Below are 23,821 nucleotides of genomic sequence, written 5' to 3'. Positions count from 1 at the left end.
TGTTATGTAACTTTATCCATGCTTTTTTCCAGAGGTAAGCAAATTTTCACCTTTGTATATTTATCGGCTTGGCATTCAACTAAAACACCATAAAGCTCGCCATAGCGTAATTTTAATCGTTTATCCACTAGTCTCATGCCTAAACCTAATTGATGCGATGGGCATTGATGACGGTAAAGTCCGGCATTATCACAAATTTCGATAATGATTAAATGATGCTCTTGATATGCTCTAATTGTAATCTTTCCTGTGTCCAATAACTGTGATGTTCCATGTTTAATTGCATTCTCGACCATGGGTTGAAGAGAAAATGCTGGTAAGCGTGCATTAGCTAAGTTTTCGGGTATTTGAATATCAATCTGTAACCGTTCCTGAAAACGCGCTTTTTCGATTTGTAAATACGCATTCACATGTTCAATTTCGTCACTTAATGTCACCACTGCCTCGGGTCTTTTTAAATTCTTACGGAAGAAAGTAGAGAGAAATTGCACTAATTGCTTTGCTTGTTCGCTATCACGTCGAATAACCGCTTGTAATGTATTAAGTGCATTAAAAAGAAAGTGAGGATTAACTTGAGCATGTAAGAGTTTAATCTCAGATTCTAAAAGAGATTGCTTATTTCGCTCATATTGTCCTGCCAAAATTTGTGCAGATAATAGACTTGCGATACCTTCACCTAAGGTGCGATTAATAGAACTAAATAGGCGATTTTTAGCCTCATAAAGTTTAATTGTGCCAATGACTTGGTTATTTTCACCTCTTAGTGGAATAACTAAGGTTGAGCCTAGTTTGCAATGGGGAGAAAGGGTGCAACGATAGGGCGTTTCATTGCCATCAGCATAGACTACTTCATTATTATTAATGGCTTGTTTGGATTGAATGGATGAAATAGGGGTTCCTGGTAAATGGTGATCAGCGCCAATACCAATAAAAGCCAGCAGCTTTTCTCTATCTGTAATAGCAACCGCACTGACTCTTAATTCCTGATAAATGACTTTTGCTACACGGGTACTGTTATCTTGGTTAAATCCTTTACGCAAAATACCTTCAGTACAGACAGCGATTTTTAATGCTTGTGTTGAGAATGCACTGGTATATTTTTCAAATATAGCGCGTCTATCTTGTAATATTCGAATAAACATTGCAGCGCCAATGGTATTAGCTACGATCATAGGGGCAGCAATATCTTTAACTAAAGAAAGTGCTTCATTAAACGGACGTGCCAATAATAAGATGATGCTCATCTGTATTATTTCAGCAAAGAAGGTCACTGTTGCTGCCGTCCATGGGTTAAATATTCGATGCATCTGCCCATGTTTTACGTAATAACGATGAACTAACCCACCAATTAATCCCTCTGCAATAGTCGATACCATACAGCTAAATGCAGTCATACCACCTAGTGAATAGCGGTGTAAGCCTCCTGTAAAACCCACAAGAAAACCGACGTAAGGGCCTCCTAGCAATCCACCTAAGACAGAGCCAATAGCACGCGTATTAGCAATAGAATCATTAATATGTAGTCCAAAATAGGTACCCATAATGCAGAAAATAGAGAATATGACGTAGCACATCAATTTATGTGGTAGTTTTATCGTGACCTGTAAAAGTGGCGTAAATAGAGGTGTTTTACTTAAAAACCAAGCAATAATTAAATAAACGCACATTTGCTGTAATAACAGCAAAATAAGATCAAATTCATACATAAGTATTGAGTACCGTTCTCTTTTCTATCTGATATATATAAAAAGTTCAGATAAAACGGGGATATTAATTAGACGATAAAGTTTGATATAAGAATAACTTAATCGCACTATCAAAGAAAATATTCCTTTGCGTCAGTGATCTGGCGCACAAAATTCTTAAAGAAATTCTGAGTTATTGTGTAATATAACTCTGTCAGTGAGTGTTCTACTTCACTATTAAGGTCTAATCGTTATATGAAAAAAAGAGCCATTTATCTTATTTTATTAATGCTAATACTAATTGCATTAGCCGTACTTTTCCGCGCGCATAATCAATATTTATTATTGCAAGGAGAAGTCGATGCGCCAGAAGTGATTGTTGCCTCTAAAGCAAAAGGTCGTGTTATAGAACGTCATATAGAGCGAGGTGATGATGTCAAAAAAGGGCAATTGATGATCACATTAGAAAGCCCCGAACTTAACGCACAAGTTGCAGCACTTGAGGCTGCTAAAGCACAATCTCAAGCTCAATTAGATTTGTCATTACATGGCACAAGAGAAGAGAGCATTCGTAATCTAGAAGCGGTGCTATCTCAAGCTAAAGTAGAAGCAGCAAATTCAGCAAGAGACTATCAGCGCATTAGTGCCGTTGCCAATAAAGGCTATGTTTCTGCAACAGAATTGGATAATGCGCGTCGTAGCCGTGACGTTGCTTCACAACGTGTAAGAGCGGCGCAAGCCGAATTAGATGAAGCCAAAAATGGCGATCGCATTGAGTTACGCCATAAATATATGGCAGCAGTACAACAAGCTGAACAACAATTAATTGAACTAAAAATTCAGCAAGATGACTTACAGGTGAAAGCCCCTGTTGATGGTGAAGTTGGTCCTATTCCTGCGGAAATAGGTGAACTTTTTAATGCCAATAGTCCGCTCGCTACCCTTATTCGTATTCCTGAAGCCTATTTTGTTTATAACCTTCGTGAAGATATTTTAGCGGATATTCGCAAAGGTGATCGCATTACGATCACGGTTCCTGCATTAGGTAATAAAGAGGTAGAAGCTGAAATTCGTTATATCGCTCCAATGGGTGACTACGCAACCAAAAGAGCGACAAGAGCAACGGGTGATTTCGATTTAAAAACGTTTGAGATCCGACTGTATCCTGTGACGCCAATTGAAGGGCTTCGCCCTGGCATGAGTGCATTATGGCGTTGGGATAAATAAGGATAAATAATGAGAGTAAAGGCAGCTTGGCGTGGCTTTAGTAGCGCATTTTCACGAGAAACTCATATGGCAGTTCGTAGCCCGGTTTTTCACTGGCTAAGCTGGTTATTTCCATTAATGTTGTTCACGTTAATTAGTGCTAACTTTTCTGAAGGTACATTGCTGAATTTGCCAGTTTCAGTGATCAATAATGATAATAGCCCATTATCGCGAACACTGGTTAGAGACTTAAATGCAGGCTCTCATGCGCAATTAAATACGCTAGATGGTAATCCTCGTACCGCAATGGAACGGCTTGGTAGCGCAAAAGATTACGCAATACTCACTATTCCTCGACACTTTGAAAGTAAGGTATTAGCAGGAAAACAACCTACTACACGTATGTATTACAACGGGTTGTATTATGCTGCAGGGAGCTATGCAATACAGGATTTTAGTGGACTAATTGCAGAACTTAATGCGCAATATCGCACGGTTTTAGCGCAAGAAATGAATAAACCTGTTCCCCCATTGGCAAAAGTGACCTTCTCTTATGACAGTTTGTTTAATGCCAGTGGTAGTTATATTTATTATCAGCAATTTGCGGCTACGATCCATATGCTCCAACTATTTGTCGTGACCTGTACGATTTATTCATTGTCGCGCGGTAATATGCTATTGAATATTAAGCCCTTCACATTTGCACTTATTGGTAAGCTCACGCCTTACACGCTGTTTTTCTTAACCTTATTAATTGTTGAATTAGCAGCATTAGTGCATTTTTCGGGGGCGAAAGTGAATGGTAATCCGCTCTATATGGTGTTAGTGGGATTCTTCTATATTATTGCAGCTCAAAGTGTGGGGTTGCTACTTTTTGCATTTACCAATAGTGCGATAACGGCATACAGTATGATAGGTATGTTGGTGAGTATAGCATTGGCATTTTCAGGCATGGCTGTACCTGAACTTTCGATGATCTTACCTGCAAGGATCATCTCTAACTTAGAGCCATTAACCCACGCCTTAAATGCGATGTTTGATATCTTCTTAAGAGAAGTATCACTACAAGGTATTTTATATGTTTGTTCACTCTTGCTGATTTATCCTTTTGCTATCGCCTTATTAGTTCGCAAACGTATTTTTAAACGGTTGGAATTACAGGTAGGTGTGGCATGATGCAGATGTACTTCCAAACCTTTAAGCGTGTTCTATTGGGTATGTTAGAAAAACCCATGTGGATGTTACTTATCGTTTCCCTATGCATTATGAGTTTGGTATATGCTAAACCTGTTTTATGGGATTTACCTGTAGCAGTGATTAATCAAGATCATAGCCCCGCAAGTTATTCACTGATCCGAGCATTAAACTCGACACCTAAATTAAGCATTAAGAACTACGATAATTTGGATGAAGCTCGACACGATATGATTATGCGTGAGCTTTTTGCCATTATTATTATTCCGACTGATTTTGAAAAGAAATTACTCAATGGTAAAGATGTCACCGTGCCGGTTTTTGGTGATGCAACAAACCGTCTTGCCAGCGGGCAAATTCAGCAGGAATTAATGTTGGCTTATCAACAGTTATTAGACTCTTACAATGGGCGCATTTTACAAAATGCAGGCTTTAGTGTTGAGCAATCAAAAATCCTATTAAAGCCTATTCAGGGTGAAACCATTGCGATGTATAACCCCGGAGTAAGTTTTGCTGCGATTATTTTCCCAGGCTTATTAGTGATGTTATTACAACATTCCCTTTTAATTGCCTGTGTGCGTGTCAGTATTGCCGTGAGAAGTACACCAAAAGGAAAGCCACCATTAGCGGTTTATTTAGGGGCGTTATCGGCACTTATTCCTATCTGGTTATTTTTATCTGCCGTCTTCTTTGCATTATGGCCTTGGGTATTAGGTTATCGACAAGAGGCTCCGCTTTACCAAATATGGATGCTCACTTTCCCATTCCTATTGGCAGTATTAGGTCTTGGTAAGCTAATTACAGAATGCTTACGCAGTGTTGAGATGATTTATCTGACCCTAGCATTTGTCACCACACCCGTGTTCTATATTTCTGGCACGATCTGGCCATTACAAGCAATGCCTGACTGGGTATTTGCCATTTCATCTGCATTACCTTCTACATGGGCAGTAAATGCTATGGCAGGCATAAATCAAATGGGATTATCATTCCAAAGTATATTGGGTGATATCGTGATGATGTTAGTTTTAGGCGTGATTTACACCGTGTTAGGTGTGCTGGTGGGGATGTTGCGTAATGGTGAGTTAAGACATATTACACACCAACTTAAGCAATGGTTACATTATCGTGGTGAGTCAAAATAAAAAGCCCTGATGGGCTTTCTATTTCATTACATTATGATTTGCTAAAATATTTTTACTCTACCAATTCCAATCCAGCTAGCTTACGCCAATAGCCATTACAGTCATGGTGATGAACGGTTATCAGTGGCTGTTGACCTTGTTCATTTTGGCGAAATTGTTTCAAGGTATCAAAAATTGCATCAGATTCAGGCGAAAGGCGAATAATGTCTACTAACCCTGTCATTGATGTTTGATCGTTACCCAAGTTATAACAGTAGCCACTTTGTGTTTGAATACCATTGAGCACAAATACTTGTTGGTTCTCTTGTGATAATACTTCACGACCTTGAGGGTATTTTTGACAGCAGGTTTCACAATCATCTTTAGAACGATTTTCAGAACGGGCAGTAAAACAACGAGCAGAATAGGCTAAAGGAAGATGTCCATAAGCCAATACTTCAACTTCAAATTTATTGCGAATGCCTAATTCTTCACATTGATTTAAAAGATTATTTAACCACTCACGAGAAAGCTCAACAGGCATACACCAACGTATCATGCCTTGCTTATACAATAAACGTAGTGCATAAGCGTTGTAGCAATTTAATCCGTGACCTGCGACAAAAGGAAGATGGCGCTCATAAAGCATATTGATCACGCCAAAATCATGTGCTTCAACTAAAAATTCACCGTTATCAACTAACTTAGCAATTTCTTTTAATTCAGAAGGTGCTTGTAATAACGCTAAGGTAGAAAGAACTACTTGTTTACCGCTTTTAGCGACTTCTTTGGCTAGACTTATCCAATCTTGAGGCTTGATTTCTCTGCGCTTACTACAAACTGTTTCACCTAAATAGATAATATCAGCATCACACTGTGTTGCTTTTTCATAGAACGCTTCAAGTGTCTCTTTTTGCCAATAATAAAGTACAGAACCTAATGCATATTTCATTTTTATATCCTTATTATTGCCATTTGCGGTGATAAGCACCTAAAGTTGTTTGCGTTCCTTCTGATATTTTTCCTAATGCATTCATCCAACGTGGGTTGGTACTAAAACCTTGAGGATCTTTCTTGCATTGATCAATTGCAGCGCGCCAAACTCTTGCGACCTCTGTTACATAAGCTGGGCTACGTTGACGGCCTTCAATTTTGACTGATGCAATATTCATCGCCATGAGTTCAGGTAATAGAGACAGTGTATTGAGACTTGTTGGCTCTTCTAATGCATGATAACAGTGGTTATCAACAAAATAGCGCCCCTTGCATAATGTTGGGTAACCTGCATTTTCATTGGGTGAATAGCGGTCGATAAGTACATCATTAAGACGAGATTCCATACCTTGTGGTGTCTGCTGCCAACGTACAAAACGAGCAGGAGAACACGCACCAACGGTATTAGGAGATTCACCTGTTAAATAAGAAGAAAGATAGCATCGACCTTCAGCCATAATACATAAGCTACCAAAGGCAAAAACTTCTAAAGGTACTGGACTCGTTTGCGCTAATTGTTTGACTTGATGAAGAGACAGAACACGAGGAAGAACAATACGAGCCACATCGAAATTACGTTGATAAAACTCAATAGCTTGTGTATTGGTTGCTGAGGCTTGTACTGAAACATGACGTTCAATATGAGGATAACGCTCTGCAGCGTACTCTAACATGGCGATATCTGCCAAGATAAGCGCATCCGCACCTAAAGATGCTGCCATATCAACGGCTTTTTGCCAGCGTTCAAATCCATCAGGATGAGCAAAGGTGTTTATTGCAATATGCAATTTTCGCTGGTGGCGATGAACATAATTAACCGCTTCTTGTAACTTCTTTTCTGTGAAATTTAAACCAGCAAAATGTCTTGCATTAGTATCATCTTTTAAGCCGATATAAACCGCATCTGCACCATTATCTATGGCCGCTTTTAAGGCAGGTAAATTACCTGCAGGGCACAGCAATTCCATCTTCACTTCCCTTTAGAAATTAAGAATGATCAGAAATTGTAATGAGCAAGATAAAAAAAGGTTTTGATTTAGGGCAGAGAACTCTGTTTTTTGCTTAAGTAAAATCAAAGAACTCAAAATGTGAACAACGGATTAACTGAATATTGATATAGGATCGCAGAATAACTGTCTATATCTGGCACAATAGCCCATAATTTTATTTATAGGAGTCCGAACGTGTTTAACAAAATTCGTACCCATTTGGTTAAAGAGGGGCCTCGTTTTTTACGTTACCCTTTACAAGTTACTCCATTTGCTTTGCAACGCGATATCTTAGAACAGTTTTTAAGTTGGCAGTTTCGTGAATCATTAGCCGAAGGCGATTTACACTTCTTAGAAGATAAGTGGCTAAAAGTTGAGATAAGAGACTTACATTTACAGTGGTTTATCAGTGTTCGTGATGATAAATTAGTGGTCAGTCGCTTAGAAAAAGAAGATGTCAGCTTTAGTGGAAACGCTAATGATCTTATTTTAATTGCTGCACGCAAAGAAGATCCCGACACCTTATTTTTCCAACGTCGTCTACAAATTGAGGGTGATACAGAACTCGGGTTATATGTTAAGAACCTGATGGATGCAATTGAATTAGACTCAATGCCATCTGTGTTGCGTTTTGGTTTATTACAACTGGCTGAGTTTGTAAAAAGTGGGCTTCAAGAAGAAAAAGAAGACACGCTACACAGCCATGAACTGAGCTCAACTTCATGCTAATACGTGTTGAAATTCCCGTTGATATTCCTGCAATTGATAGCCTTTTACGCCAAGCGTTTCCGACAAGTGCTGAAGCAGATTTAGTCGGACACTTACGTGAAGAAGGGTTATTAACATTAGGCATGGTGGCAATTAGCGATGAGGGCCAATTGATTGGCTATATCGGTTTTACACCTGTTGATATTGATGGAAAAGATTGTCAGTGGGTAGGGCTTGCACCACTTGCTGTTGCGCCTGATTTCCAAAACCAAGGTATTGGACGTCAACTGATAAATGAAGGATTAGATAGTCTAAATGAATTTGGTTACGGTGCTGTTGTGGTGTTGGGTGATCCTGAGTACTACCAAAAATCAGGTTTTATTCCAGCTAAATCACAGGGCTTACATTGTAAATGGCCGGATATAGAAGAAGCTTTTCAGCTTTATGCGTTAGAAAATGGCAATGTTGATGACATTCATGGTTTAGTCAATTATTCACCATTGTTTGACCAGTTTTAACTAAATTTATTTATCTTGTCTTAAATACAATGCAATGTCTGAAGGCTGGTCAATGATCAGCTTTTCTTTTTGCATCTTTTTCAACTGCTTTAATTGGTATTCTAGTTGAGAAGCACGTTGTCTATTCCCTACCTGACAATAAAACTCTAGTAATAAAGGGCCTTTCCCTTTCAGGGCTTTAGCACCAGTTCCATTCTGATGTTGTTGAAAACGCCGCTCAACATTTGTTGTGATCCCTGTATAAAGAGAACCGAGACGATTTCTAACTATATAGAGTGACCACATTGTCTCTGTCATCATTTTTTCCTTTTTGTGCTACTTTTTCTTTTGATAAATAATATTTCTTAATTTTTTAAGTGAGTAATTTATCGTTTTATCAAAATGAAATCTATTAGATATATCAATATGTTGTGAAATATTTGTGACAGTAGATTCTATTATTTAAAAAATAATATTCAAATTTTTTGAAAATGAACAGCAATTATTGCTAATTTTAAAGTTAAACTAAAGCGCATAATATGATCTGCATCACAGAGAGACACTCCGCGATACTTAGCAAAATTAGAATATATTTGGAGTTTATTATGAAAAAATCTACATTAATCGCTGCCACATTAGCTTTAAGTGCTATTTCATTCGGTTCAATCGCATCTGATAGTGTATCAAAAAGTTCTTCGATGAATGGTGAGTATATCACAATCACAGGTAGTGATACTTTAGATGGTTTAACCGCTAAGATTGCCCAAATCGCAAAAGATGAAGGTGCAAAAAGCTTTAAAGTTGTCGGTGCAACAGGTGATAATTACCTCACAGTAGATGCTGAAATTTATCGTTAATATTAACTATTTCAGATAAATAACCTGTAATAAGAGACACTCGGAAAGACGCTGGTTTTGGTGATATAATTATCAACTAAACAGCGTCTCTTTGTGTATCTATACAGGTATATTATGTCTCCTTCAGACTCGATCAAAATAATTAAACAATACATACGTGATAACCACGTATTTACCTTATGCACAACACGTTCATTGAGTGATGTTTGGTGTGCTAATTGTTTTTATTGGTTTGATGAAAATCAGATGAGGCTTGTTTTTCTTTCTGAAAAGAAAACACGGCATGCTCAAATGATGCAGGAAAATTTATTAGTTGCAGGAAGTATTAGCACGCAAGAAATGGTTGTCTCAAATTTACAAGGGATCCAATTTACTGGCACGGTTTCTTTACTAACAGGTAAGGACGACATCAACGCAAGAAAACATTATTGTTTACGTTTTCCTGTCGCATTAGCCGCCATTCATGTACCTTTATGGGCGCTACAATTGCAAGAAATTAAGATGGTGAATAATCAATTAGGTTTTGGTTCTAAGCTCTATTGGCAACGTAATTAAACGCGTTTTTTCTTAACTTTCAGCTATTCCCAAAAATAATGATTTTTTTGTTCCCACCCTTTTAAAGACATGCAAGAAGTGTAGAAGCTTTTTCTGTCTTCTTGATTAATGTCTTCAACATAGCTTTCTGTCATCGGTACACGTTCAGTGTAGGTTTTTTTATCACCACAGTGGTCTTTATCATCTTTGCGACATGTCTTTTGTACATCACGATAAACGGTACGTTGTAGCACTTCTTTGCGAATAGGGTAGCGAGTATTCGCATCAAACTCACAAAGCATTTTAGCTTCCTGTAATGTGTAATCTGATGCACCTTTGGGTTCCCAAGTAGTGCTGCAACCAGAAAGTAAAATCATTGAAAATACAGAGAAGAGGGCTAATTTCATATCAAATATCATCGTAAAAAGAATAATTAAGAGTGTTAATAATAAAACAAAACTAATCACTTTGACTATCTTTTTTGAAAATGATTCGCATTTGATAACAGGTGTGATTAAACGGGTGGCTTAATAGTGAAGTGACCCCTAATCGTTAGATAACAATTAGGGGCCTTTAGGGGTTACTCAAATGATGAAAGATTTTTTTCTATCTCTGCATCTATTTCAGTGTGTTGAAGATGTTTAGCACCGAGTTTCTTTTTCAATTCAGTGCCTAGCTTCACGAGTTGTTCTCGATTCGCTTTAGACTGCTTCTTACCCCATTTTTTTAAATGGTAGTTCAGTTCATGATCTTCAGAAAAGCTTACATATTTATTATCACTTAAAGGCATACATCCTCCAGTTAATTCAATGTGTATTACTTCAATTTATGGATCACCTGATTACTACTACCGCGCCACAGTAATGCGGGATCATAAAGTTCTTGGACGAACTTGCCATCAATCAGTACGTCAATATGGTTAACGACTTCTTGCTGTTCTGGGGTTAAATCAGCCAGTAGGTAGCCTGTCCAAACCCAAATATCTTTTTCAGGGCATTGCGTTTTAATACGTAGTACCAATTTTAATATAGCAGAAAGATTTTGAGGGTGTAGGGGATCTCCCCCTGAAAGTGATAATCCTTGTCGTTTGATTCGACTGTCTTGAAGATCGGCAATAATCTGATCTTCCATCTCTTGTGTAAATGGCTTGCCTGACGTTAATGACCACGTTGATTTGTTATAACAGCCTCGGCATTGATGTATGCACCCTGAAACAAACAGGGTGCAACGAGTACCTGGACCATTGACAACATCAACAGGATAATATTGATGGTAATTCACACGGTTAACCTAACTGACCATTTGCCAGATGTTTCACACGACGCTTAACTTCTTCTTGCTTACCCGCATTAAATGGACGTGAATCTGGGCTACCTAAATATCCACATACACGGCGAATAACAGAAACTCTCGCTGGATTGTGATTACCACAACGTGGGCAAGTAAACCCTTTGCTAGTACAAGAGAATTCACCGGTATAACCACAGTCATAACACTCATCAATCGGCGTGTTTGTCCCGTAATAAGGAACTCGGGTATAGCTGTAATCCCACACATCTTCTAACGCTTTGAGGTTATGCTGTAGGTTAGGATATTCGCCATAACAGATAAAACCGCCATTAGCTAAAGGAGGATAAGGCGCTTCAAAGTCTAATTTATCGTATGGGTTTACTTTCTTTTCAACATCTAAGTGGAAGCTATTGGTGTAATAACCTTTATCTGTAACACCAGGAATAATGCCAAACTCTGCTGCATCTAAACGACAGAAGCGATCACATAAGTTTTCACTTGGTGTGCTGTAGAGGCTAAAGCCATAACCAGTCTCTGCTTTCCACTGATCTGTTGCTTCACGTAGACGATTGATAATCGCCACGGCTTTTTCTCTTAAGGTCTCGTCGTCAAAAACGTGAGTTTGAGTGCCAAATAGTGCATTAATGGTTTCATGGACACCGATATAACCTAATGAGATTGATGCTCTGCCATGTTTAAAGATTTCAGCTACATTATCATCTGCTTTTAAACGAACACCACAAGCACCTTCCATATAAAGGATTGGAGCAACACGCGCTTTGACGTTTTCTAAACGAGCAATACGTGTCATCAGTGCTTTTTTCGCTAATTCAAGGCGAGAGTCAAGTAGTGACCAGAATGTGGCTTCATCACCTTGTGCCTCAATAGCAATACGCGGTAAGTTTAGGCTGATAACACCCAGATTATTACGACCTTCATGGATCATCTCACCATTTTCTTCGTAAACACCTAAGAAGCTACGACAACCCATTGGTGTTTTAAATGACCCCGTTACTTTAACGACTTGATCGTAATTTAAGATATCGGGATACATGCGTTTACTTGCACATTCAAGAGCAAGTTGTTTGATATCGTAATTAGGATCACCAAATTTATGGTTTAAACCATCTTTAATGGCAAAAACGAGTTTGGGGAAAACCGCCGTTTTGCGGTTTTTTCCTAAGCCAGCCATACGATTTTCAAGAATAGAACGTTGAATTAAACGTGCTTCTTTTGAGGTGCCAAGGCCAAAACCAAAAGTGACAAATGGTGTTTGCCCATTAGCGGTATGCAGTGTATTAACTTCATACTCTAAAGATTGGAATGCGTCGTAACACTCTTTTTCTGTGCGCGCATTAGCATAAGCTTCTTTATCAGCAATTTGCCATTCTTGCGCGACTTTATAGTGTTTGTCATAACTTGATTTTACAAACGGCGCCAATACTTCATCGATACGATTTATCGTTGTACCGCCATAAATATGGCTTGCCACTTGTGCAATAATTTGTGCAGTTACTGCTGTTGCTGTTGAAATAGATTTTGGGGGTTCTATTTCCGCATTTCCCATTTTAAAGCCATTGTTTAACATGCCCTTAAGGTCAATTAGCATACAGTTAAACATAGGGAAAAACGGTGAGTAATCGAGATCATGATAATGAATTTCGCCACGCTCATGAGCGAGTACCACATCTCTTGGCAGGATATGTAATTTTGCGTAATGTTTAGCCACAATACCCGCAAGTAAATCACGCTGGGTAGGGATAACCTTACTGTCTTTATTCGCATTCTCATGAAGAATAGAGACATCACTTTGTTCGATAAGACCTCGGATTTCCTGAGTTAGTCTTCCACGTTGCTCACGAGCAACATCTCGGTCATGACGGTATTCAATATAGGCTCTGGCAACATCTTTATGTTTGCCAGCCATCAGCTGATTTTCTACGGCGTCTTGGATCTCACGGATATCGACATTCGAACGTCCTGCGAGAGATTGTGAAACAGATTGAGCGACAGATACGCAATAATCATCATCAGTGATCTCACAAGCTACGGCGGCTCTTTTGATAGCATCACTGATGCGGGTTTGGTCAAAAGAGACTTTACATCCGTCTCGTTTTATCACTATGGTTTTCACAATCTTGCTCCTTAACTATTTATCCACAGGCTCAAATCCCATAAAAACAGGTGATGGCACAGCATTCAGGCTTATTGTGGATAAGATGTGTATAATTACTATATGTTGTATATCGGTATGTATTAAAGCACAATATATAGTAATTGAAAGGGAAATAATCTTCATTAAAACTGATCTACATCAAGGTATTTTTGCTACATCAGGCATCAAGAGGGATTGGTAGAATTGTAAATATGTGCCAAAAACAGAAGTGATAAATTATTCATCAAAAAGTGAGAACATAAAAAAAGCAAAGTGCTCATAAAGAGACCTTTGCTTTTTTATGGCTTGCTATTGAGACGAAATTAACGGATAGCGATAACTTCGATTTCTACTTTTGCATCTTTTGGTAAACGAGCAACCTCAACACAAGAGCGGGCAGGGAATGCAGCGTTATGCTCTTTGAAGAATGCTTCATAAGCAGCATTGATTGTACCGAAGTCATTTAAATCTTTTACGAAAACAGTGGTTTTGATGATATTAGCAACCGTTAAACCTGCTTTTTCAATGATTGCTTTTACGTTTTCTAAAGATTGACGAGCTTGTTCTGCTGCATTATCAGAAACAAACTCACCAGTTGCAGGATCAACAGGTAATTGACCTGAAGTGATCACTAAATTGCCTAAATCAACACCTTGTACATAAGGGCCGATCGCTGCTGGGGCTTTATCGGTATTAATTTCGTAAGACATGTAGAGCTCCTGTTTTTATAAGATTAACGCTAACATTCGATTAGTGTGGCGCTATTATAGCCAGTGCTTTAGGTTAGCAATATGACAGATATCAGGCTTTATCATAAAGTCTCTATCGATAAAAAGAAAATGAATGTAGAGTTATACGGCGTATTGACGCTGCTTTTAGTCCATAAAAATAGTGAGATCGTAGTAATATTTTTTATAAAAAAGAGGAAATAGACTAATTCTATTTTTAGTAAAAATAGTCTTGGGGCTTTTAAGAGATAATTATTCTTTTTTTATAAAAAACTATCTGCCCTTGCGAGCAGATAGTTAAAAGAATTAACGAATAACCGCGTGGCGCTCGAACTCTTTTTCACAGTATTTGCAGGTTAATACAACATCTGAGGCCAGTTTTTTGACTCGGAAACTGCTTTGTACTGGCTCGTTATGGCTAATACAGTTGCTATTAGGACAAGGCACCACATCTTCAAGTAGTTCAGGCAAGCTTAATGCCATCTTATTAACGACTTGATAATCATCGATAATATTGACCGTTGCTTGAGGTGCATACATTGCTAAACGGTTTGCTTGCTCAGAGGTTAAAAAGACATTTTCGATTTTAATTAAGTCTTTCTTACCTAAATTTTCTGAAGGCAAATTAAAACCAACGGTGATTCTTTCGTCCGTTTCTGTTAAGCGAAACAGTGAAAGAATTTTAAAGCCCACCTGCGCTGGAATATGATCAATAACAGTCCCACGTTTGATAGCTTCAACTTTTAGTTTGTGATCATGTGTCATGGTGTGCTCCTTATTAAAGAACTAAGTTTTTATTCAGAACTAAGGCAAGTAATGCCTGACGTGCGTAGATACCATTGCCTGCTTGTTGAAAATAATAAGCGTAAGGTGTTTTATCTACATCGGTCGTAATTTCATCAATACGTGGCAGTGGATGTAGGATTTTGAGGTTCTCTTTCACATTCACCAGATCTGCAGTGGTTAAGATAAATTGTGCTTTAACATTCGCGTATTCAGAGGGATCTAAACGCTCTTTTTGTACGCGTGTCATATAGAGAATGTCTAGCTCTGGCATGACTTCATCTACTGTTTCATGCTGGCTATATTCAACACCATTTTCTTCCAGTAAGTGAAGAATATGCTCTGGCATGGCGAGTACTTTAGGGGCGATAAAATAGAGATGATTGCCTTTAAATTTCGCTAATGCTTGTGCCAGCGAATGCACTGTTCGGCCATATTTTAAGTCACCGACCATCGCGATATTGAGATTATCTAAACGACCTTGTGTCTCTTGAATAGTAAATAAATCAAGTAAAGTCTGTGTTGGATGTTGGTTTGCGCCATCACCTGCATTGAGTACCGGAATATCGCCAGCAAATTCAGAAGCTAAACGCGCAGCACCTTCTTGAGGATGGCGAATCACAATAGCATCGGCATAAGTGCGAAGAACCGAAATAGTATCCGCTAATGTTTCACCTTTCTTACCCAGTGACGTGTTGCTTCCATCAGAAAAACCAACAACGGATGCGCCGAGGCGGTTGATTGCTGTCTCAAATGATAAGCGAGTCCGTGTTGATGCTTCAAAAAAGCAACTCGCAATCACTTTGTCTTTTAACAATTCGTTATTAGGTTGCTGTTTTAGTTTATTAGCAACGTGAAGAACAGACTCCAAATCTTCCCTGTCCAGATCATTGATGGAGATAATATGCTTTTGGTAGAGCGGATTAGTCATTAGAGTTCTCCTTTGCGATGAATTGTGCAATAGATGGTTTTCTATAGGCCAAAAAAAACCCCTCAATAAGAGGGGTTTTAAAAAATAGGACTATTGGAAAAAAGAGAATGCGCTTGCGACCAGTTAAGGTGCTTGTTTTTGTTACGAATTGGAATAGGCGCTGTTTCATCTTTCCTCCTGACAAATTGTGGCGCATTATACGCATCTTAAAGTTGTGCGCAAGCGTTTGCTTTTGTTTTTTGCTAAAAAAATTTTTTTAATTTAAAAATCAATAAGCTTGAGATAAAACGAAAAAAACACCTATTTTTTTATCAATAAAAAAGAGGTGTTTTGCATGAATATGTATTTTAGAACGGATTTGCAAGGGTCGCGACCATTACCGCTTTGATGGTGTGGAGACGATTTTCTGCTTCATCAAACACAATGCTGTGTTTTGATTCAAAAACCTCATCAGTGACTTCAAAGCCACCATATAGGTTAAATTCTTCAGCTAATGCTTTACCCATTGTTGTCTCTTCGTCATGAAAAGCGGGTAAACAGTGAAGGAATTTAACGTCTGGATTCCCAGTTAATTTTATAACATCCATATTGACCTGATAAGGCTTAAGTAAAGCAATCCGCTCTTTCCAAACTTCTTTCGGTTCGCCCATAGAAACCCACACATCGGTGTAAAGAAAATCAGCTTTTTTAACTCCTTCTGCTACATTTTCAGTGAGTGTGATATTTCCACCATTTTTCTTGGTAATGTCTTGGCATTGAGCAATTAATTTTGCTTCAGGCCAACATGCTTTGGGGGCAACTAAACGTAAATCCATACCAGTTAATGCTGCCGCTTCTAGCATGGTATTTCCCATATTATTACGTGCGTCACCAAGGTAAGCAAAGACTGTTTGTGATAAAGGTTTAGTTTGGTGCTCAGTGATAGTTAATAAATCTGCTAATAACTGTGTTGGGTGAAATTCATTAGTTAAACCATTCCAAACAGGTACACCTGAATATTGTGCAAGTGCATCTACCGTTTTTTGTCCGTAACCCCTGTACTGAATACCATCATACATACGTCCTAATACTCGAGCGGTATCTTTTATCGATTCTTTATGCCCAATTTGGCTTCCGCCCCCTAAATAAGTCACTCTTGCGCCTTGATCAAATGCAGCAACTTCAAATGCACAACGGGTACGTGTTGAGTCTTTTTCAAAAATCAGTGCGATATTTTTTCCAGTAAGATACTGAGTCTCTTGGCCTGATTTTTTGGCTTTTTTCAATTGTGCTGACAATGCCAGTAGTTGCTGAATTTCTGCAGGTGAAAAATCAAGTAAGCGTAAAAATGATTTTTGATAAAAAGGGTTCATAGAGTGATATCCTATTATTGAATTTATATTCAATTTATATCAATAAATATTCATCATCAACCCCTAAAGGAAAACTTTTAATTTAAACAGTATGCGATAAGGGCATCATATTAAGTATGGAGTGTTGATCCTGCCTGTGGGAGAATGAACAAGATACCTTTTCAGACTATTGCGGAGCATGATTATGGCGGACAGCAAAGAGTTAGCAGAACAACGTGAAGAAACACGTCTTATTATTGAAGAATTACTGGAAGATGGCAGTGATCCTGATGCACTGTATACCATTGAGCACCATATCTCTTGTGAAAATTTTGAAACACTAGAAAAAGCAGCGGTTGAAGTCTTTAAATTAGGTTACGAAGTAACGGAACCTGAGGAAATTGAAGTTGAATCTGGTGAGATCTTAGTTTGCTTTGATGCGGTGAGTGAGAGTGGTTTGAATGCTGAACTTATTGATGCACAAGTTGAGCAATTAATGAATTTAGCTGAAAAAATGGGTGTCTATTACGATGGTTGGGGGACTTATTTTGAAGATCCTGACGCAGAGTATGATGATGAAGAAGGTGAAGACGACGAAGAAGAGTCTGATAAGTCATCACGTTTACATTAATTTTTGCTAAATGTTGTCCTTTTGTACCTGATTTGTCAGTGCAATATAACACCAGCCACAAAATTATCGCTTTGTGACTGGTGTTATTGTTTTTAAAGTAATGTCATTAATTCATGACACCAAATTTACCAGTGTCATAATCATAAAAAGCTTGTTGTAGCTCTTCTTGCGTGTTCATCACAAAAGGTCCCTGACCTGCAATAGGTTCATTAATTGGTTCACCTGTTAGAATTAAAACAATGGTGTCACCCATTGATTCTAATATCAACGTATCGCCATGATTATCTAACATCACCATATCGTGTTGGCGCGCAATTTCACTGTCATTGATATGTACAGCACCTTTTACCACAAACAGCATTGCATTATGACCTTCAGGAATACTGTGATGTGAAACACCCGCGCGATTTAAACGCAGATCCCACACATTTAGCGGTGAGTAGGTCATTGCCACTCCTTGTGTATTGGCGTAATCACCGGCAATGACTCTGACATAGTCTTGGTTATTAGGTAATTCAACATGGGGGATGTCCTCTGCTTTCAGTGCCTGATAACGAGGCTCTGTCATTTTGTACGCTGTTGGCAGGTTCACCCAAAGTTGCACCATTTCTAATACGCCACCTTCTTTGGTCATTTTTTCAGAGTGATACTCTTTATGCAAAATACCAGAAGCAGCAGTCATCCATTGCACATCGCCTGCGGTAATGGTTCCTGCGTGACCTTTAGAGTCATGATGAGAAACCTCACCTTGATAAGCGATTGTCACGGTTTCAAACCCACGATGAGGATGCGCACCTACACCACGGGCATTGGTAACAGGTTTAAACAGTGTTGGTTCAGCATAATCCATCAGCAGAAACGGGCTATGTTTCTCACCGTTTTCCTGATAGGAAAATAAGGTGCTGACTGGAAAGCCATTGCCTACCCAGTGTGAATTTGGCGCCGAATAAATATGATTAATCTGTCTGATAGTCATGATTGTTCTCCAAGTTAAGGAAAGAAACCGCAATAACCAAGACACAGAAGGAGGTAATACAGATTATTGCGATTTCTTAATGAAGCTGATCATAAAGTGTTCGCGAGATGAACAAAATAGGGGGATTTTGTTGATGGTATTCAAAAAAAATGAATAACTTGAGCGGATAAAAATAAAAGACATGTAATACATGTAATAAGGAAAATAGAAACAATAAATAGGTTATATTTGAACAATTGAGTGACGATATTTTAATTGAATAAATTTAATTATTATTTTTCTAGTAAATAGAAAAAAACCACATTCTTTCTTAGCAACAATAAGTCAGAATGTAGTTTATTAATATGATTGTTTCTTAAATCTTATTTGTTTGTGTCGCCACAACCACCAATAATTTTAGAAACAGAAACTGCTGGGTGCAGTAAGTAGTCATAGTTACAGTCTTTTTCTTTATTGTATACGCTACCAGTACAGCCAGTCATTACAGTAATCACAGAAGCAATAAGTGCAATTTTAACAAAGTTTTTCATGGAAAAATTCCTTTTAAATTTTAGAGTTATAAAAGCCAATACATGACTTTATCCGTATAAAGATATTAAATTAGCTATAAATAGCAATATAAAAAAATCTTTTTTTTTAAATATAAAACAAGATAAATAATATTTTATTTAAGAGGGGAAATATAATTATCTAGAGTGAAATGAAAAAAAATTTAAACTTGTGAGTTTTAATAATATTTAAGATAAGACTTTCATTAATAATTTTTTGATAATAGTTAATTAAGAAATTAATTATGAAAATAAGCATAAGAATATACTGTATTTATATCATTCTAATAAATAGGATTTGTGTTAATAGATGCTATTAGGGCTAATAAAAACCCGCATAAGAAATGCGGGTAAAGTAGAACTTATTTTATTTATTGTATGACGTAGGGAACAGCAAGAACGCTTAAAGTGGCTTCACCATACGGATCTCACAATCACTATGTCCAGTGTTACCTAATGCTTCATCAATAAATTCGAATCCTAGTTTTTCGTATAAACCGACAGCCGCTTTTAAGATATCTGTGGTTTCTAAATAGCAACGGCTAAAGCCTTGTTCTTTACCAAATTCAAGAGATTGTAAAACGATTCTTTTCGCAATACCTTTGCCTCGTAGTTTGGATGAAAGGTACATTTTTTGTAATTCACAAGTATTGCCATCACCACCAGCCAGTGGTGCGACACCGCCACCGCCAACAACTTCTCCATCCATTTCTACAACCCAGTAAGCACTGCGTGGTTGATGATAAACTTCATAGAGGGTATCTAAAATAGGATCGGCAACAGCAAAGCCTTTATCGGCAGTTAAACCATGTTCTGCTGAGACTTCACGAATAACGCGTGCAATACCTGCGTTGTCTTTTTCTTCAATAGCTCGGATAACAATATTTGGGGTTATAGTTTGGATTGCAGTCATAGTTGCACTCATCGTTTCACTTATTAGTAAAATATTTTTTGATTATTTATTGAGAGAGCACCGGAAAGGAACTTCTTCATTGAAAGTAGCACGGATGGCTACAAAAACTATCTTAATTGATTAAGCGTGTTTGTAAACCGTAAACCTTTTTTCTTTGCTTACTTACTCTCTTTATTTCTAGCGTTATATTTTAGTGGATGATTAAATTTAAGAGAAAATAAGTAATAGAAATACATATTGACGAGAATAGAACCGAGAATAATAAGAAATAAAGTGAAAAATGGTTTTATTTTTTGACTGAAAGAAGCTAAGTAAAAACCCGCGATAAAACGCGGGTTTTCATTATTAATCTCTGTGTCTTTAAAGCGATAGTGCTTATAAAGAGGCGATAGAGACTTTCTGCGCGATCAGCTTCTCTTTTGCACTTAAGCATGTTGCTAAGCGTTCACGCTCTTTAGCTACAACTGTTTCTGGCGCACGGCTGACAAAACCATCGTTAGATAATTTGCTGTCTAAAGTTGTGATATCTTTCTCTACTTTTTCAATTTCTTTATCTAAACGTGCAAGTTCAGCATCTTTATCGATAAAGCCGGCCATTGGGATCAGCAATTCTGCACCGCTAACCAGTTTAGTCACTGATAATGGTGCTTCTTCACCTTCTGCTAATGGACGAATATCAGCCAAACGACCCATAGCTTTTAAGAAACCAATATTGTCACTAACACGGCGTTTAGCATTGTCATCAGCGCCACGTAAGATAACATCAAGTGGTTTACCTGGTGCAATATTCATTTCAGCACGGATGTTACGAACGGCAACAATCACTTCTTTGATCCACTCAAGATCGTTAAGTGCTTGTTCATCTACCAGTGAAGCATCGAACTCAGGGAAAGCTTGTAGCATGATGGTTTCACCTTCAATGCCTTTCACTTCCTTCACTCGTTGCCAGATGGTCTCTGTGATAAATGGAATAATTGGATGAGCAAGACGTAGTAAGCCTTCTAACACCTCAATCAGTGTATGACGTGCTGCGCGTTTTTGTGCATCATTACCTTTGTGTACCGCAGGTTTAGATAGCTCAAGATACCAGTCACAGAATTGGTTCCAAGTGAACTCATATAAAATACCGGCAGCGATATCGAAACGATAGTTGTCTAACGCTTCTCGATAGGCTTTAACGGTATTGTTAAATTCAGCTAAGATCCAACGGTCAGCGAGTGAGAATGTCATTTCGCCACCTTGGTAACCACAATCTTGCTCTTCTGTATTCATCAGAACAAAGCGACTTGCGTTCCATAACTTGTTACAGAAGTTACGGTAACCAGATAGACGTTTCATATCCCAATTAATATCGCGACCTGTTGATGCTAATGCCGCTAAGGTAAAGCGCAGGGCATCTGTACCATGTGCTTCAATTCCTTCTGGGAACTCTTTGCGAGTACGTTTAGCAATTTTTTCAGCCATTTGTGGCTGCATCATATTACCAGTACGTTTTTCTAACAGGTTCTCTAATGAAATACCGTCGATCATATCCAGAGGGTCAAGTACGTTACCTTTGGATTTTGACATCTTCTGGCCTTCTTCATCACGAATAAGGCCTGTCATATAAACCGTATTAAATGGAACTTGCGGTTTACCGTCCTCATCTTTGATAAAGTGCATGGTCATCATGATCATGCGAGCGATCCAGAAGAATATAATATCGAATCCACTGACTAAGACATTCGTTGGATGGAATGTTTTCAGTGCTTCAGTATTTTCAGGCCAGCCTAATGTTGAGAATGTCCATAGTGCAGATGAGAACCATGTATCCAGTACGTCCTCATCTTGGCGTAATGCGACATCAGCTGCGATATTGTTTTCACGACGAACTTCTTCTTCGTCACGACCAACATAAACGTTGCCTTGGTTGTCATACCACGCAGGGATACGGTGACCCCACCACAGTTGACGAGAAATACACCAATCTTGGATATCGTTCATCCATGAGAAGTACATGTTTTCGTACTGTTTTGGTACAAATTGGATATCGCCATTTTTAACTGCTTCAACGGCTGGTTTCGCTAAAGGTGCCGCACGAACATACCATTGGTCTGTTAATAAAGGCTCGATAACTACGCCACCACGGTCGCCGTAAGGTACAGTTAAATCGTGAGGTTTGATCTCTTCTAGTAAACCTAGACGTTCAAATTCAGCGACTATTGCTTTACGGGCAGCAAAGCGTTCCATACCTTGGTAGGCTGCTGGAATTTCAGTGCTGTAAATATCAGACTCAACACCATTAGTATCTAATACTTCTGCACTTACACGGATATTGCCGTCAAAATCCATGATATTAATCATTGGTAATTGATGACGACGTCCAACTTCATAGTCATTAAAGTCATGAGCTGGAGTGATTTTTACGCAACCTGTACCTTTTTCCATATCAGCGTGTTCGTCCGCTAAAATAGGGATACGACGGTTAACGATTGGCAGAATAATTTCTTTACCAATTAAATCTTTATAACGAGGATCTTCTGGGTTAACAGCAACACCAGTATCACCTAACATAGTTTCAGGACGTGTTGTTGCAACAATCAGGTAATCTTTACCTTCCGCTGTTTTTGCCCCATCGGCTAAAGGATAACGCAGATGCCACATCGATCCTTTAACTTCACGGTTTTCGACTTCAAGATCAGAAATCGCGGTGTGTAACTTAGGATCCCAGTTTACAAGGCGTTTGCCACGGTAGATAAGATCTTCTTTATGTAAGCGGACAAAAGCTTCTTTAACAGCTTTAGATAACCCTTCATCCATTGTGAAGCGCTCACGTTCCCAATCAACAGAGTTACCTAAACGACGCATTTGGTTAGAGATGTTACCGCCTGATTCGGCTTTCCATTCCCAAATTTTATCGATAAATGCATCACGACCATAGTCATGACGATTTTTACCTTCTTCAGCGGCAATTTTACGTTCAACAACCATTTGCGTTGCGATACCTGCATGGTCAGTACCTGACTGCCATAAGGTGTTTTTGCCTTGCATGCGCTGATAACGGATCATGGTATCCATAATGGTCTGCTGGAAAGCATGACCCATATGTAGGCTACCTGTGACGTTTGGCGGTGGGATCACGATACAGAAGCTTTCTTTCGTTGTATCGCCATTGGCTTTGAAATAGCCATTTTTTTCCCAATGCTGATACAGAGGTTGTTCAATTTCTGTTGGATTATATGTTGTGTCGAGCGATGGCTCTTTCGGTGCGGATTTATTTTCCATATTCTTTACGTATTCAATAGGTTGGCGGCGTAGCCATTGTCAAAGTAAAGCCGACGCTACGATAAATTTTATATCGTTCACGCGCCAACTGTTTTAATTGTTCATCGATAGGCACAAAGTCTATCACTTCATGGAAAGCTGTGGCAAAGTCTACGAATTGAGATTGTAAATTAATCAAGAGATCACGAGGTGCATTACCACGTTTTCCAGGCCAGCATAATTCAACAGGAGAACCATAACGAGGACCTTCACCTGCAAGATTATGAGGAACAAACTGATGTGGTTCTCTTGCCCATAATGCCTCATCAAGCAATTCAGCTTGAGCTTGAGACTCACAAACCAACAAAATACGTTTGCCTAATCGCCAATGTTCAGCGGTAAGTTGACAGGCAAGCCACTCATGAGCCTGTAAATCATCGTGTATTGATGGTTGTTCCATTAAATAAAACGTGGCGTTTTTCATGATATCCCGATAACAGAAGGG

25 protein-coding genes are annotated in these 23,821 nt (G+C 38.5%); 8 read left to right on the top strand and 17 right to left on the bottom strand.

Annotated features, from left to right (window positions below; all coding sequences use genetic code 11):
- Positions 1 to 2: 2 nt before the first annotated feature.
- Entirely contained in the window at positions 3 to 1,706 is a 1,704-nt protein-coding gene (locus QSH13_RS08820) for a sensor histidine kinase (RefSeq protein WP_109396715.1), read from the bottom strand.
- A gap of 234 nt (positions 1,707 to 1,940) precedes the next feature.
- On the opposite strand from QSH13_RS08820, the gene QSH13_RS08815 reads away from it, so the two are divergent.
- Genes QSH13_RS08815 through QSH13_RS08805 form a run of 3 tightly spaced genes read left to right on the top strand, consistent with a single transcriptional unit; the run spans position 1,941 to position 5,230 of the window.
- Positions 1,941 to 2,912 carry an HlyD family secretion protein gene (locus QSH13_RS08815; RefSeq protein ID WP_109396716.1) on the top strand — a complete coding sequence of 324 codons (972 nt, stop codon included), beginning with the start codon at positions 1,941 to 1,943 and terminating at the stop codon, positions 2,910 to 2,912.
- A 9-nt stretch (positions 2,913 to 2,921) separates the two neighbouring features.
- Complete coding sequence (locus QSH13_RS08810) at positions 2,922 to 4,067, top strand: ABC transporter permease (protein WP_109396717.1); 1,146 nt, start codon at positions 2,922 to 2,924, stop codon at positions 4,065 to 4,067.
- Positions 4,067 to 5,230, top strand: coding sequence for an ABC transporter permease (locus QSH13_RS08805; protein WP_109406868.1), 1,164 nt, complete (start codon positions 4,067 to 4,069; stop codon positions 5,228 to 5,230). Before QSH13_RS08810 ends, QSH13_RS08805 begins: the two co-directional genes overlap by 1 nt.
- A 52-nt stretch (positions 5,231 to 5,282) precedes the next feature.
- Here the strand turns inward: QSH13_RS08805 and QSH13_RS08800 are convergent, their stop codons facing one another.
- On the bottom strand, positions 5,283 to 6,161 hold the full coding sequence (locus tag QSH13_RS08800; protein WP_196544123.1) for a U32 family peptidase: 879 nt from the start codon (positions 6,159 to 6,161) through the stop codon (positions 5,283 to 5,285).
- Positions 6,162 to 6,174: 13 nt separating this feature from the next.
- Positions 6,175 to 7,170 carry a ubiquinone anaerobic biosynthesis protein UbiU gene (ubiU, locus tag QSH13_RS08795; protein ID WP_109396720.1) on the bottom strand — a complete coding sequence of 332 codons (996 nt, stop codon included), beginning with the start codon at positions 7,168 to 7,170 and terminating at the stop codon, positions 6,175 to 6,177.
- 216 nt (positions 7,171 to 7,386) lie between these two features.
- Between ubiU and ubiT the strand changes: the two genes are divergently transcribed.
- Positions 7,387 to 7,920: a ubiquinone anaerobic biosynthesis accessory factor UbiT gene (gene ubiT / locus QSH13_RS08790; RefSeq protein WP_006535669.1), complete on the top strand. Its 534-nt coding sequence runs from the start codon at positions 7,387 to 7,389 to the stop codon at positions 7,918 to 7,920.
- Positions 7,914 to 8,417 carry a GNAT family N-acetyltransferase gene (locus QSH13_RS08785; RefSeq protein ID WP_286039055.1) on the top strand — a complete coding sequence of 168 codons (504 nt, stop codon included), beginning with the start codon at positions 7,914 to 7,916 and terminating at the stop codon, positions 8,415 to 8,417. Before ubiT ends, QSH13_RS08785 begins: the two co-directional genes overlap by 7 nt.
- Before the next feature lie 6 nt (positions 8,418 to 8,423).
- Here QSH13_RS08785 and QSH13_RS08780 read toward each other — a convergent pair whose 3' ends face one another.
- Complete coding sequence (locus tag QSH13_RS08780; protein WP_109396722.1) at positions 8,424 to 8,714, bottom strand: GIY-YIG nuclease family protein; 291 nt, start codon at positions 8,712 to 8,714, stop codon at positions 8,424 to 8,426.
- A gap of 287 nt (positions 8,715 to 9,001) precedes the next feature.
- On the opposite strand from QSH13_RS08780, the gene QSH13_RS08775 reads away from it, so the two are divergent.
- Together QSH13_RS08775 and QSH13_RS08770 are read left to right on the top strand one after the other, a co-directional pair.
- Positions 9,002 to 9,253, top strand: coding sequence for a YdgH/BhsA/McbA-like domain containing protein (locus QSH13_RS08775; RefSeq protein WP_072064542.1), 252 nt, complete (start codon positions 9,002 to 9,004; stop codon positions 9,251 to 9,253).
- Between the two features lie 114 nt (positions 9,254 to 9,367).
- Positions 9,368 to 9,808, top strand: a complete 441-nt coding sequence (locus QSH13_RS08770; protein WP_109396723.1) for a YhbP family protein — start codon at positions 9,368 to 9,370, stop codon at positions 9,806 to 9,808.
- Positions 9,809 to 9,831: 23 nt separating this feature from the next.
- On the opposite strand, the gene QSH13_RS08765 is transcribed toward QSH13_RS08770, so the two are convergent.
- From QSH13_RS08765 to argF, 8 genes are all read right to left on the bottom strand, one after another.
- Positions 9,832 to 10,194 carry a hypothetical protein gene (locus QSH13_RS08765; RefSeq protein ID WP_286039054.1) on the bottom strand — a complete coding sequence of 121 codons (363 nt, stop codon included), beginning with the start codon at positions 10,192 to 10,194 and terminating at the stop codon, positions 9,832 to 9,834.
- A 173-nt stretch (positions 10,195 to 10,367) separates the two neighbouring features.
- A complete protein-coding gene (locus QSH13_RS08760) occupies positions 10,368 to 10,577 on the bottom strand; it encodes a hypothetical protein (RefSeq protein WP_023583554.1) in 210 nt (69 codons plus the stop codon).
- A 26-nt stretch (positions 10,578 to 10,603) separates the two neighbouring features.
- Entirely contained in the window at positions 10,604 to 11,068 is a 465-nt protein-coding gene (gene nrdG, locus QSH13_RS08755; RefSeq protein WP_109396724.1) for an anaerobic ribonucleoside-triphosphate reductase-activating protein, read from the bottom strand.
- Between the two features lie 4 nt (positions 11,069 to 11,072).
- A complete protein-coding gene (nrdD, locus tag QSH13_RS08750; protein ID WP_109396725.1) occupies positions 11,073 to 13,211 on the bottom strand; it encodes an anaerobic ribonucleoside-triphosphate reductase in 2,139 nt (712 codons plus the stop codon).
- Positions 13,212 to 13,555: 344 nt separating this feature from the next.
- Complete coding sequence (locus QSH13_RS08745; protein WP_006535650.1) at positions 13,556 to 13,942, bottom strand: RidA family protein; 387 nt, start codon at positions 13,940 to 13,942, stop codon at positions 13,556 to 13,558.
- Positions 13,943 to 14,266: 324 nt separating this feature from the next.
- Positions 14,267 to 14,725 (bottom strand): aspartate carbamoyltransferase regulatory subunit, encoded by a 459-nt coding sequence (gene pyrI, locus QSH13_RS08740; protein ID WP_006535648.1) that lies wholly within the window; start codon positions 14,723 to 14,725, stop codon positions 14,267 to 14,269.
- Positions 14,726 to 14,738: 13 nt separating this feature from the next.
- Positions 14,739 to 15,674 carry an aspartate carbamoyltransferase gene (gene pyrB / locus QSH13_RS08735; RefSeq protein WP_109396726.1) on the bottom strand — a complete coding sequence of 312 codons (936 nt, stop codon included), beginning with the start codon at positions 15,672 to 15,674 and terminating at the stop codon, positions 14,739 to 14,741.
- Between the two features lie 347 nt (positions 15,675 to 16,021).
- Complete coding sequence (gene argF, locus QSH13_RS08730) at positions 16,022 to 17,026, bottom strand: ornithine carbamoyltransferase (protein ID WP_286039053.1); 1,005 nt, start codon at positions 17,024 to 17,026, stop codon at positions 16,022 to 16,024.
- A 184-nt stretch (positions 17,027 to 17,210) separates the two neighbouring features.
- Between argF and rraB the strand changes: the two genes are divergently transcribed.
- Positions 17,211 to 17,636 (top strand): ribonuclease E inhibitor RraB, encoded by a 426-nt coding sequence (gene rraB / locus QSH13_RS08725; RefSeq protein ID WP_109406865.1) that lies wholly within the window; start codon positions 17,211 to 17,213, stop codon positions 17,634 to 17,636.
- A 106-nt stretch (positions 17,637 to 17,742) separates the two neighbouring features.
- Here the strand turns inward: rraB and QSH13_RS08720 are convergent, their stop codons facing one another.
- The 5 genes from QSH13_RS08720 to QSH13_RS08700 form a co-directional block, all read right to left on the bottom strand.
- On the bottom strand, positions 17,743 to 18,612 hold the full coding sequence (locus QSH13_RS08720) for a pirin family protein (protein ID WP_286039052.1): 870 nt from the start codon (positions 18,610 to 18,612) through the stop codon (positions 17,743 to 17,745).
- Between the two features lie 362 nt (positions 18,613 to 18,974).
- Positions 18,975 to 19,142 carry a YhfL family protein gene (locus QSH13_RS08715; protein ID WP_006535641.1) on the bottom strand — a complete coding sequence of 56 codons (168 nt, stop codon included), beginning with the start codon at positions 19,140 to 19,142 and terminating at the stop codon, positions 18,975 to 18,977.
- 421 nt (positions 19,143 to 19,563) lie between these two features.
- On the bottom strand, positions 19,564 to 20,073 hold the full coding sequence (locus tag QSH13_RS08710) for a GNAT family N-acetyltransferase (RefSeq protein ID WP_109396805.1): 510 nt from the start codon (positions 20,071 to 20,073) through the stop codon (positions 19,564 to 19,566).
- A 375-nt stretch (positions 20,074 to 20,448) separates the two neighbouring features.
- A complete protein-coding gene (locus QSH13_RS08705) occupies positions 20,449 to 23,337 on the bottom strand; it encodes a valine--tRNA ligase (protein ID WP_286039051.1) in 2,889 nt (962 codons plus the stop codon).
- Between the two features lie 13 nt (positions 23,338 to 23,350).
- The gene (locus tag QSH13_RS08700; protein WP_109396731.1) at positions 23,351 to 23,800 is read right to left on the bottom strand and encodes a DNA polymerase III subunit chi; all 450 of its coding nucleotides are present in this window, start codon (positions 23,798 to 23,800) and stop codon (positions 23,351 to 23,353) included.
- Positions 23,801 to 23,821 lie beyond the last annotated feature (21 nt).

The organism is Proteus faecis (assembly GCF_030286765.1).
GTDB classification, from domain to species: Bacteria; Pseudomonadota; Gammaproteobacteria; order Enterobacterales; family Enterobacteriaceae; genus Proteus; species Proteus faecis.
This window is presented reverse-complemented; position numbering and strand designations above follow the sequence as displayed.